Raw genomic sequence first — 12,702 nt, 5'->3', positions numbered from 1 at the left:
ATACGCTGAATTTATTAAAGTGCAATGGCAGCCAATTCTTCTGGTTTAAAGCCAATGATACGGTGTTGAATCTCTTCATTTTCCAACACAATTACCGTAGGAACAGTGCGGATTTTGAATCTTGCGGCCAAGTCTGGTTCATCAAAAGGATTAACCGTTTCATATTGGATACCTTTTTGATCCAAATAAGCCGATACTTGTGCACAAGGAGCACAATCGTTTTTCTCAAATTTGATAATTCTTGCCATGTTTACTTGTTTATTTTTTTATTCCAATCTTTATAGAAAAACCCGGACGGAGTTAATGGTATCAATTTTAATCGGGGAGACCAGATTGAAGGTTCATCTGGCCATTTAAAATAGACAATTCGTCAAAAACAAAAGTCTGTACTTCGATACTTAAAAACTTCGTTGAGTTGCCAATTCTTTCATCAGCTTAACAAATATCTTATATTTTCTTTCGATGCGGTAGTTTGACTTTTCCACATTTTGGGTAAAAGTTTCCCAGAGAATGCGTTTGCTGCAGATTCGTGTTTGTAAGTTGTTGGTTTTCTTAGTTTTGTGAATGTGGATAACTTTAAATTAGTAATTTTTACCACTATTTTACAAATGATTTAAGTTTAATTTTAGTGTCATAAAAAAGCTACAAAGCTTGCTTTTTTATGAAAATTTTATTACCTTATTTTGCCCTAATTTGAAAAATAAATTTATGAAGAAACTATTCTATGGTCTCTTGCTTCTAGCGTCGCTGCAGACGCACGCGCAAGAAAACATGACCTTTCAAAAGCCCTCTACTGAAATTTTGGCCTTAGCCGACTATGTACGCCCACCTCAAATAAAGATTTCAAGCGATAAAAATTGGATGTTATTCACGTTCCGACCTACGTATAAAAGCCTAGCCGAATTAGGTCAGGAAGAAATGAAGTTGGCGGGATTGCGAATTAATCCAAAAACGAACATGGAAAGTTCAACAATCTTTTTCGATAAGATTGCCTTGAAAAAAATAGGGCAAAATGTGGAATTTTCCGACTTCACGGGGATGCCCGAAAAAGCGGCGATGACCAATTTTTTGTTCTCTCCAGACAATAAGCGTTTGGCATTTAGCAATACAAATGAGCGTGGAACAGCCTTATTTGTCATTGATCTTGCAACGCGAAATGTCAAACAGCTCACCGCCTACAATTTGAATGGAATATTGACAGCACCATTTCAATGGCTGAGAAATTCTTCTGGCTTAATAATTACGAGCCTGCCAAAGGATCGGGCTGCCCTGTTGGATCCTACAAAAGATTTGCCGACAGGACCTATTGTTTCAACAAGTGACGGGAAGGTATCCCAATTGAGAACGTATCAAGACCTGCTTAAAAATCCGCAGGATGAAGCAAATTTTGAAACGTTGGTGCAATCCAACCTTGAACTTGTAGACCTGGATGGTAAGATTTCGCCTTTTAAAGATAAAGCCGTTTATACGGGGATCAGCTTCTCTCCGGATGGCGAGTATGTGATGATCACGACCATCACAAAACCTTATTCCTATGTAGTCCCCGTCTCATCTTTTCCACAGCAGGTTCGTATTTATGATCGATCTGGCAAGGAAATAGCGCTTGTGAATGAGACTCCCTTGACAGAGGTAATGCCAAAGGGCTTTTCGTCTACACGATCGGGAAAACGTGCCTGGCATTGGCGGAGTGATCAGCCTGCTACCTTGGCCTATGTAGAAGCTTTGGATGGTGGGGATGCGAATAAACCTGCTGAGTTTCGTGATGCCTTATATACTCTATCCTACCCTTACAACGGTGCGGGAAAGCTTATTTTTAAAATCAAAGACCGTTATGCTGGTGTAACATGGGGAAATGATAAATATGCATTGATCAATTCCCAATGGTATGATACGAGAAATGCAAAAACTTTTGTGGTGAATCCTTCCTCGGGAGAATCTAGACTGTTGCACGATCAAAACAGTCAGGATGTGTATAATGATCCGGGAGATGTGTACATGGAAAAAAATAGTTTAGGCACTTATTCAATGTATGTGGATAAAGATAAAGCACTGTTTGTTGGTAAGGGATTTACTAAAAATGGTGAATTCCCTTTTGTGGATGAGCTTGATCTGCATTCATTGAAGAAAAAACGTATCTACACTGCTCCAGCATCTGAACTGCAGGAGCGTATCACTCAACTAGTGAACCCCAAAACGGGTGATCTGTTGATTTCGCTTCAGTCAGCATCAATTTATCCGAATTATTTCATGAAAAACATGAAATCAGGAAAACAGGTGGCTCTTACCGGATTGGAAAATCCGTTTAAATCTTTGGAAAAAGTTCATAAAGAGATTTTAAAGTACAAGCGCAAGGATGGGGTTGAACTTTCCGGTACATTATATTTACCTGCCGGTTATGATTTTACCAAGAAAGAGAAGTTGCCTTTGCTAATGTGGGCTTATCCACGGGAGTATAAGGACAAGAATACAGCCGGACAAAGTACAGCCAATCCCAAGGAATTTACCTTCCCAAGTTATGGTTCTTTTATCTATTGGGTATCTAAGGGCTATGCTGTATTGGATAATGCGGCCTTCCCTATTATTGGAGAGGGAACTAAAGAACCTAATGATAACTTTATTGAACAACTTGTGTCCAATGCCGAAGCCGCAATTGATGCAGTAGATCATTTGGGTTATATCGATCGAAAAAAAGTCGCCGTGGGTGGGCATTCCTATGGTGCCTTTATGACAGCACATCTGTTGTCCAATTCGAAATTGTTTGCCGCCGGAATAGCTCGATCGGGAGCGTACAATCGGACCTTAACACCATTTGGTTTTCAGAGTGAGCAACGTAACTTCTGGGATGATCCAGCCTTGTATATGACCATGTCTCCATTTGTGAGTGCTGATCGGATGAAAACCCCACTTTTGTTGGTTCATGGCGGAGCCGATAATAATCCCGGAACATTCACCCTGCAGACAGAACGCTATTTCCAGGCCCTGAAAAACTTGGGAGCTCCTGTGCGTATGGTCATTTTACCACGTGAAGCGCATGGATATGTCGCCAAAGAAAATATCTTCCACTTACTTTGGGAACAGGATCAATTTTTGGAGAAATACCTTAAAAATCAAGGTGAACATCGAAAAGAATAAAAAGGGGTTGCAAAAATGAATTGCAGCCAAAAAGTAGGACAAGGTTAGAAATTAATTGTTCAGGTGATGAGCTCGATATTTTATCGGGCTCATTCCTTTTTGATGCGCAGCAGCCCCCATTGGATCTGCATTAACTTGATGCGGGAACCATGAAGTAAGGGTTCACCTCTGGAAAGCTTCTGCTTAACCGCGTGCAAATGTGCTGAAGCACCAATGGATTATACATATTATTTTTTAAGTTTGGGTAATTTACTGGAGGGGAAAATCCAATTATGAGACCTGATATATTTAGAGAGAAATCGCCATTATCTTCCGATGACTGTTTTGTGGTCTTCGATCGGAGAAAATCTTCTTTTACATTTCCCGTACATATTCATCCTGAATATGAGCTCAACTATGTTGAGGGGGCAGCGGGTGCTCAACGTATCATTGGTAACTCGATCGAATCTATTGGAGAACGCGATCTGGTGCTCATTGCTAGTCCTGAGCTTGAACATGCATGGAAAGATGGCGATTGCCAATCAAATGATATTCATGAGATCACGATTCAGTTTCATCCTTCATTAATTGAACAGTATCTGGATAAAAAGCAGTTTGCAAGTATACAACAGTTATTATCCAAAGCTTCACGTGGTGTAGTTTTTGGTAAAGACACGGTAGATCGGGTATTACCTCTGTTACGCATATTGACTTTGGAAAGGGATGGGTTCTATTCGGTTATGAAACTTTTGGTGTTGCTGTATGAATTGTCCAAAGGTGATGATATCCGTGTATTATCTACTGCGACCAATACAGTGTTGAGCAATAGCGAATTGATGATGGGACGATTGCAGGAATATATCGTTACCCATGTAAACCGGGAATTGAACCTTCCGATGGTTGCCGCAGTGATGAACATGAGCAAGTCAACATTTTCCCGTTTCCTGAAATCGGCTACAGGGATGAATTTTACGGATTATCTGCTCGACTTTAGGATCAATATGGCGGTGCGATTACTGAAAGATGAGACGCTAATTGCCGATATCGTCGAACAATGTGGATTTAACAGCGTTTCGTACTTCTACCGTGTATTTAAAAAGAAAAAAGACCTTACCCCAGTCGAGTACAGAAATAGTTTACGTAAACAGCAAATGATTATCTAGCTTTTTCTTTTTTCCTTTTCTATTTCGCTTTTTCAAAAAGCGGAAAGATCTCCTATGTCCATTTTTTCAGGATACAGATATTCGATAAGACCCTGCCAATCCCCTCTATGATAATTCAATACAAATGAGTCCAAAGTTCAATAAAATGACTCGAAGTATTTTTTAATACGCTGTTTTTCAGTTTTTTACTATTTTATTCCAATACGCCATTGTTTTTCCTGTTTTGTTATCATTTCCATTTTACGCAATCGTTTGTGCTGACTTTTTCATGATTTTTCCAACAGAAATATGAATGAAAAGTACAATATAAATGACTTGATTTTGCTACTTAAGGCTTCACCTTTTCTCTAATTTCGTTAGATAAACCAATATTAGAATACCAATTAAGTATAGACATATTATACAAATCATCTATTTATTGTAAACCTTAAATACACAAAATATGAGAAAAACAGCTTTACTACTCTTACTTTCCACTTGTGGGAGCTTGGCTTTTGCACAGCAATCCCAAAAGGTGAGAGGCAAAGTCCTCGACGCGGATAATAAGCCAGTGGCAGGAGCTACGGTCAATATCAAAGGTAGTGCCAACGGAACTAAAACGGATGCCGATGGATCTTTTACACTTGACGTTGCGAAGGGGAAAACCTTAAAAATTACCTACGTCGGAATGAAGGAGCAAGAAATCCTTGTCAATGATGCATCAACCTACAGTATTGTGCTTCAATCGGGCAATGAGTTGGATGAAGTCGTGGTGATCGGTTATGGTACGGTAAAGAAGCGTGATTTGACCGGTGCAGTGGCATCAGTAACGGGCAAAGATCTACAATCTAATCTGGCTAAAAGTACTGCCGGAGCTTTACAGGGGCGTGTTGCGGGCGTATCTGTGACCAATTCGGGGGGAGCTCCCGGAGCGGGGTTGAATGTTACCATCCGTGGTTTAAGTTCTTTTGGTAGCAATACGCCGCTGTACGTTGTGGATGGAGTATTTGGAGATATCAACCTGGTGGATCCTAATGACATCGCTTCGTTGGAAGTCTTAAAAGATGCATCTGCGGCAGCTATTTATGGCTCACGTGCAGCTAATGGTGTCGTTATCGTGACGACCAAAAGTGGCCGGCAAAACACGGCAGCTACACTTAGTGTAAATGCGTTCACAGGTGTACAAAAAGTTTCCAAAATGTTGGATCTTATGGATGCCGTACAATGGAAAGCATTTCAGAAAGAGAACAAGTTACTGCCTTCGAGTGCCGAAGCGATGACAGCTAATACGGATTGGCAAAAAGAAGTATTCCGTACGGCGCCTATGCATAAAGTTAATGTGGATATTGCAGGCGGAGGCGAGCGTTCAACTTATAGTGTTTCCGCGGGCTACTTGGCACAGGAAGGAATACTTTTGAATACGGATTACAAAACCTTTAATCTACGAACTAAAAATACCTTTAGCCTGTTTAACAACCATCTACGCTTGGGGAATACATTCTTAATTAAGAATGGCGATCAACAACGTGGATCAGAACTGGTGATTACCGATATTTTGCGTCAGAATCCTTTGGTACCTGTGTATGATTCGAATATATTGGGCGGCTACGGTACCTATTCGTCCTGGATGAAAAATATCGAAAATCCTGTTGGCGTCCTTAATTTGTACAATAATCAACGTCATCAGACCGATATCATGCTTAGCGGTTACGCAGAGGTCGATCTTTTTGTCAAAGGGTTGAAGTATAGACTGAATGTAGGGGCCAATCGTACCACCGGGCGTAATTATAATAAAAAGGCAGAACCACATGTGTATGGTGATAAATTGATACAATCTTATTTGAGAGAAAGTGCATTTTTTAATAACCAGTGGTTGATTGAAAACACGTTACACTATGACCGTACCTTTGACAAGCATACGCTATCCGTTTTGGCTGGATATTCAGCGCAGGAAAACAACAATCGTGGTTTTGGTTTGGGACGTTACGATATTCCACTAGGTACAGATGCTATTGATGCTGCAGCAATGGATCAGCAGTCTACCAATGGAAACCTTCAAGAGGATGCGTTGGTTTCTCAGTTTGGCCGCTTGATGTACACCTATGACAACCGTTATCTTTTAACGGCTACTATAAGACGGGATGGCTCATCGAAGTTTGCGAGTGGACATCGCTATGGCGTATTCCCCTCTGTTGCGTTGGGTTGGAACGTGATGAACGAAGCTTTCTTTGAATCCGCTAAAAAAACGGTCAATGAATTTAAGATTCGCGCCAGTTATGGCCGCCTAGGTAACCAGAATATCGCTAACTATACAACACAGTTCACAACCCAATATGGTATCAATTATATTCAGGGTGGTAAATTGTGGTTAGGCGCAATTCCGGGCTACGACTGGGTATCGCCAGCTGCCTTGACCTGGGAAGAGACCGAAACCAGTGATATCGGTTTAGATCTGGCTTTTTTGAATAAGCGATTGAACGTTAGTGCTGACTATTATGTACGCGAGACCAAAGACATACTCTTGGGAATCAATCGTGCGCCTTCATCAGGTCTGGGTGGTACCCCAGTAATGAATGCAGGGGTAATCAGTAATAAAGGGTTCGAGTTTTTGACTAGCTTTCGGGATGCTGTAGGTGAGGTTAACTACAATATTTCTGTCAATGCCTCTACGGTCAAGAACAATATGAAGGCTGTAACCTTAGGTTCTATCCAAGAGTTTGCCGGTTTCAATCCGCATGCTGAAGGTGATATCACCTGGGCGAGAGTTGGTTATCCGATAGGTGGCTTCTGGTTGATTAAGACAGATGGTATATTCCAGTCTGATGCTGAAGTGCAAGCGTACAAAAGCTCAAATGGTACAGTTATACAGCCTAATGCTAAGGCGGGAGATATTCGCTTTGTAGATTTCAATGATGATGGAAAAATCACGGATTATCAAGACGCCCAATACGTGGGGAGCCCTTTCCCTAAGCTGGCTTATGGTATTCGGGGTAATGTGGAGTATAAGGGTGTTGATTTGGGGTTTTTCTTTGATGGTGTATCGGGCAATAAAATATACAACTACACCCGGGCACGCATTGAATCAACCAACGAAGTCAATAACCATTCAGCAAGCTTGCTAAACTCTTGGACACCATCAAATACCAATACGGATATTCCACGCTACACGCGTGAAGATCCGAATAACAACAAACGCCGTACGTCTGACCGTTGGTTGGAGAGTGGATCTTTCTTCCGCTTAAAGACCTTAGAGATCGGCTATACATTACCGCAGCTTGTGTTGAGCAAGGCGGGACTGAAAAGTACCCGTGTCTTCTTCGCTGGTGACAATTTGTTTACTTCGACAAAGTATAAAGGATACACGCCGGATCTAGGAATCAATTCTGATGAGAATGGTGGTGGATCTAGTACGATGACGGCAGGGACAGATTATGGTCGTTTTCCATTGGCACGCACCTTTATGTTTGGCTTACAAGCCAGTTTTTAAACGACATAACGATGTTTTTCATGAATCTTAGCATTTTTAGCATACAACTATGAAATTTTTAATCAATAAATATACGATTGCGGTAGTACTGGGGCTGTCTTTAACGGGCTGTTCCAAGGATTTTTTGGACAAAATGAATCCCAATAAACCTGTGGATGGTGTCTTTTGGGCGAATGAAAACGATGCTGTATCCGCCGTAGCAACTGTTTATTCACCTATTCGTAACCAGATGGCGGGCTATTATGGCGCATGGAGCGGGTATCAAACCATGAATCGGGCGGATGATACGTTTTTTCTAATTGGAGAAGAAGCTTTTACCTGGGAATTTGTTAATTTCCTGAATAGCGCGTCTACGGGTAATAGTGAGTTTGGTAGCTTATACAAAGGTATTAATCGGGCGAATGTATTTTTCAAAAATATAGATAAGGTGCCTATGGACGAAGCCAAGAAAAAACAGCTGATCGGTGAGGTAAGTTTCCTAAGGGGGATGTACTATTTTTTGTTGGCTGCCAACTGGGGTGATGTACCGTTGCGCCTGACGGTAGCAACGGATGATGCAGAACCGGGTGAGGCTGCGTCTGCATCGGAAGCTGAAATCTGGAAGCAAGTGATTGCCGATTTCAAAGTGGCAAAAGAAAACCTGCCTGTAAATAGACCGGCAGATGAATTGGGCCGTGTAACCAAGGGTGCTGCGATTGCGCACCTAGGTAAAGCATTGGTATATACTAAGCAATATAGCGAAGCCGAAAAGGAACTGAAGGTACTGCTTTCCTCACCTTATAATTATGATTTGGTAGCCGATTATCAAGATAATTTCAAACACACAACTAAGTTTAACAAGGAGTCGGTATGGGAATTGGCTTACGATGGCACATTGAGTAGCGGTGGTGTATGGGGAAATGATCAGCCAAACTCGCACCTGGGAATGGTACTACCGAACTTTGTAGGACCCGATGGTACTGGAGCATGGTTCAAGATCATGCCTTCACCTACAATAATACGTGATTTTATCGCTGAGCAGAGACCTGCAGGATCCGATACTCGTTTTGACAAACGTATGAATGCCAGTTTCCTATGGAAATATTCGGACTACCAAATTGGGGCAGCCGATGGTAAATGGTATGGAAATCAGACTTTTGATGATATTTGGGCGAAATGTCAGGAGAAATTTAAGCGCCACTCTCCTGAAGAACTTGAAAAGGCTTTCCCAACTATTGATGGAAAACAGGGGCGTTTCTTGATGAATAAGTATACCAATGCTTATATGAATGCTGCGGGTTCCAACTCACATTATGATCCAGCGAAGAACAACAACAACAATCTACGGGTGTTCCGTTTCTCTGAAGTGCTATTGTTACATGCTGAAGCGTGTGCACAGAATGGAAACATTGCAGATGCTTCGTCGAGTCTGAAGCGTATACGTGATCGCGCGGGATTGGCTAATAAGACCTGGAGTGGTAAAGATGATTTGATGAAAGAAATCATGAAACAGAATGAATTGGAGTTTTTCTTTGAAGGGCATCGTTTCTTTGACTTAAAACGCTGGTTTACGTATGCTGATATGAAGAAGATTTTTGTAGACAACAAAAAGCAAGGGGCTAATAATTTTCAGCCTAAGCATTATTATCTTCCGATACCGCAGGACGAATTGAATACCAATACCAAAATAGAACAACATCCGTTGTGGCGGTAAGCTGCAGCAGTGCTTCCGACTGGGTCGGTAGGCAGATACGAATTATTCTCGATTCCACAGTTGAGTGTTAGTTTTTTCCGGTAGGGGAGTAGATGCCTCTGCCGGAATACTTTTTGAAATTTCTTTTAAACAATAATAAGTATGATTGCAGTACAACGAATATATCGCATGCGCTTCGCTGCGATTTTTCCCGCTATATGCTGCTTGGTTCTGTTGTTTTTTTCCTGCAAAAAAGATCGGGAAACAACGAATGAATTATCTTCCAAGCTGGCATTGACATCCAAAATCGATGCTGGTGAATTGTTGCTTGATGTCAATCAGCAGACACAAGAGTATGTTTTCAACTTTGAAAAGGGAGCCATAAATGTCCCCATGAAGGATATCCTCAAGATAACTTCTGATTTGGTACATTGGCGTACAAAACTCTCCTTTAGCGACGGGTCGGAGGTGGACGTACCTACCAAGGGTAGTTCGCTCGATTTTATTGTTGAAAATATTAAACTGGATCCTTCGGGTTATAATCCGCTGTCGGCCATGGTAAATGTAAGGTTACCGACATACGGTCGTGTGCGGGTGACCGTACGCGGAAAGCATGGCAAACTGGGTACTATTACGCATTTATGTAACGATGATACACCACGTCAAAACGTACCTATATTGGGCTTATATGCCGATTATGATAATATGGTCGATCTTACTTTTACTGATCGGGAAGGTAACGAGCGCGGTAGTACAACGATACATATCGTCACACAAGCGCTAACAGTGCAAGACTTTCCCAAGTGGAAGATCGTCAAAGGACAAACCGAGAAAATGGAACCCGGAATTAATTTGGTGAGTTATCCTGGGCATAGTGAGCTAGATACTTCTTTACCTTATATGATTGATAACGAGGGTGAATTGCGTTGGTTGTTGCTGTTGAAAAAATCTTCTGATTTACAGAAATTTTCCGGTTCGATAGGTCTTAAGCGGACCAAAAAAGGAACCTTTATTTCGGGTGATCAGTCTCAGCAACGTGTTGTTGAAATTGATCTTTTTGGAAACCTGATCAATCAGTGGGATCTGGCAAAACTGGGATACGGATTTCACCATGAAATTAGTGAGGCCGCCAATGGTAATTTCTTGATCAATGTAACCAAAGCTGCAGCCCGTTTAAACAATGGTCAACCCCGTATTAACGACTTTATCATCGAATTGAATCCGGAAACAGGCGTTTTAGTCAATGAATGGGACCTCACCAAGCAGCTGGATACAACGCGTTATATCAAGCCTGATGGCGTAACGCCGCCGGCCTTTTCGCAGAGCCCAAGTAACTGGGCCCACAACAATTCAATTACAGAAATTGGCGAAGATTTATTGGCTACGGCACGTTATCAGGGGATTTTCAGCTTTAACCATTCGGGAATAACGCAATGGATTATATCGCCTCATAAAAATTGGGGAGCTAAATATCAGGCTTTGCTGTTAAAGCCAATTGCCGAAGATGGTACAGCAATTACAGATCCAGCAGTGATCAATGGGGATGCTGCGGTGGTGGGCTTTGATTGGCCCTGGGGTCCACATACACCTGTCGCCTTGAGCAAGGATCGTATTTTAGTTTTTGACAATGGCTATAATCGGCAATGGAAATCAAATTTTGCTCCAGGGGTGAACAGCTATAGCCGGGTCGTGGAATACAAGGTTGACCTGACCAATAGAACGGTGCAGCAAGTATGGTCTTATGGAAAAGATCGCGGAGCGCAAGGCTTTTCACAGGCCATATCGGGCGTGCAATACTTGGGACAAACGGGACATGTCTTATTTTGTCCGGGTATGGGGGTAGCAACTTCTATTGGTTCGGGCGGACGTGTTGTGGAAATTGATCCGAAAACAAAGGAAGTGATATTCGATCTTGAGGTCGCTACGGGTAGCGGCACTGCATTCCATCGGGTGACACGTATGCCGCTTTATCCCGAACACTTGTAAAATAATTATTTTTTTGAACAGAACTAAATTTATGGCCGAATCATTTGTACGTCAGCAAGCTTACATTATCGAATCACAACGCTTATTATTGGAAAGAGCCAATGTCGAACTATCTAATCCCGGAAAAATTGTTAAGCGTTATTTATATCCTGTTGTTACCAAAGAGCATATCCCCTTGACCTGGCGTTATGATTTTAATCCATTAACAAACCCTCTTTTTCTAGAGCGAATCACTTTCAATTCAACAATGAATGCAGGGGCACTCTACTGGCAAGGAAAGTACCTTTTGTTTGTTCGTGTTGAGGGGACTGACCGGAAATCATTTTTTGCGATAGCAGAAAGTGAAAATGGGGTCGACAATTTCCGATTTTGGGATCAGCCATTAGCTCTTCCTGATTTGGATGAGGAGGAAACAAATGTATATGATATCCGTCTAACTGCGCATGAAGACGGTTGGGTATATGGTATTTTTTGCAGTGAAAAACGCGATACAGCCGCTGGTCCTGGAGATCTCTCCAGTGCCATTGCCGCAGCAGGCATCATTCGATCAAAAGATTTGAAGCACTGGGAGCGATTACCCAATTTGAAAGCGAGTAGTCAACAGCGGAATGTCGTATTGCACCCCGAATTTGTACAGGGGAAATATGCTTTGTATACACGGCCACAGGATGATTTTATCCTAGCGAAACGTGGTGGCGGAATTGGATGGTCATTAATTGATGATATTAAAAACGCTGTTGTTGTTGAAGAGCAAATTATCAACAAACGTTTTTATCATACGATTAAAGAACTTAAAAATGGTGAGGGACCTGCGCCTTTAAAAACGGCGAAGGGCTGGCTACACCTCGCCCATGGTGTGCGTGGGACAGCTGCAGGCTTACGCTATGTGCTCTATATTTATCTTACTAGTCTGGATGATCCGAGTCAATTGATCGCCGAGCCTGCAGGTTATCTGATGGCGCCGGAGGGAGAAGAGCGGATCGGTGATGTTTCCAATGTGTTGTTTTCCAACGGTTGGATCATGAATGCCGACGGTATGATTTATATCTATTACGCTTCAAGTGATACACGAATGCATGTTGCTGTATCTTCGGTCGACCGGCTTTTGGATTACTGTCTAAATACAGCACCCGACGGCCTTCGCTCGGCAACCTCGGTCGGCAATGTCCTCCAGCTTATTGATCGCAATGCGCTATATGCCATGGAATCTGGAGTTTGTTCCCGAAACGATGTGAAACGGGCCTGATAATAGGATGTGAAAATTGAAAGCTGGTCTCCTACTTAAATCGTATAAGCCCGGCTTG

Annotated in this window: 7 protein-coding genes; 6 read left to right on the top strand and 1 reads right to left on the bottom strand. The window is 42.1% G+C overall.

Annotated features, from left to right (window positions below):
• Positions 1–14 precede the first annotated feature (14 nt).
• Positions 15–248: a thioredoxin family protein gene (locus AAH582_RS22725; RefSeq protein ID WP_046673718.1), complete on the bottom strand. Its 234-nt coding sequence runs from the start codon at positions 246–248 to the stop codon at positions 15–17.
• A gap of 460 nt (positions 249–708) precedes the next feature.
• Between AAH582_RS22725 and AAH582_RS22720 the strand changes: the two genes are divergently transcribed.
• The 6 genes from AAH582_RS22720 to AAH582_RS22695 all read left to right on the top strand — a co-directional run bounded on the left by AAH582_RS22720 (position 709) and on the right by AAH582_RS22695 (position 12,644).
• Entirely contained in the window at positions 709–3,132 is a 2,424-nt protein-coding gene (locus AAH582_RS22720) for a S9 family peptidase (RefSeq protein ID WP_343320699.1), read from the top strand.
• Positions 3,133–3,404: 272 nt separating this feature from the next.
• Positions 3,405–4,274 carry an AraC family transcriptional regulator gene (locus tag AAH582_RS22715; protein WP_343320698.1) on the top strand — a complete coding sequence of 290 codons (870 nt, stop codon included), beginning with the start codon at positions 3,405–3,407 and terminating at the stop codon, positions 4,272–4,274.
• A 442-nt stretch (positions 4,275–4,716) separates the two neighbouring features.
• Complete coding sequence (locus AAH582_RS22710; RefSeq protein WP_046673720.1) at positions 4,717–7,740, top strand: SusC/RagA family TonB-linked outer membrane protein; 3,024 nt, start codon at positions 4,717–4,719, stop codon at positions 7,738–7,740.
• 49 nt (positions 7,741–7,789) lie between these two features.
• Positions 7,790–9,433 (top strand): RagB/SusD family nutrient uptake outer membrane protein, encoded by a 1,644-nt coding sequence (locus tag AAH582_RS22705; RefSeq protein ID WP_343320697.1) that lies wholly within the window; start codon positions 7,790–7,792, stop codon positions 9,431–9,433.
• Positions 9,434–9,574: 141 nt separating this feature from the next.
• On the top strand, positions 9,575–11,398 hold the full coding sequence (locus tag AAH582_RS22700; RefSeq protein ID WP_343320696.1) for an aryl-sulfate sulfotransferase: 1,824 nt from the start codon (positions 9,575–9,577) through the stop codon (positions 11,396–11,398).
• Positions 11,399–11,429: 31 nt separating this feature from the next.
• Entirely contained in the window at positions 11,430–12,644 is a 1,215-nt protein-coding gene (locus AAH582_RS22695) for a glycoside hydrolase family 130 protein (RefSeq protein WP_343322371.1), read from the top strand.
• The last annotated feature ends 58 nt before the right edge of the window (positions 12,645–12,702 follow it).

Source organism: Sphingobacterium multivorum, assembly GCF_039511225.1.
GTDB lineage: Bacteria > Bacteroidota > Bacteroidia > Sphingobacteriales > Sphingobacteriaceae > Sphingobacterium.
Note: the sequence above shows the minus strand (reverse complement) of the source record. Positions and strands in the feature narration are given on the sequence as shown.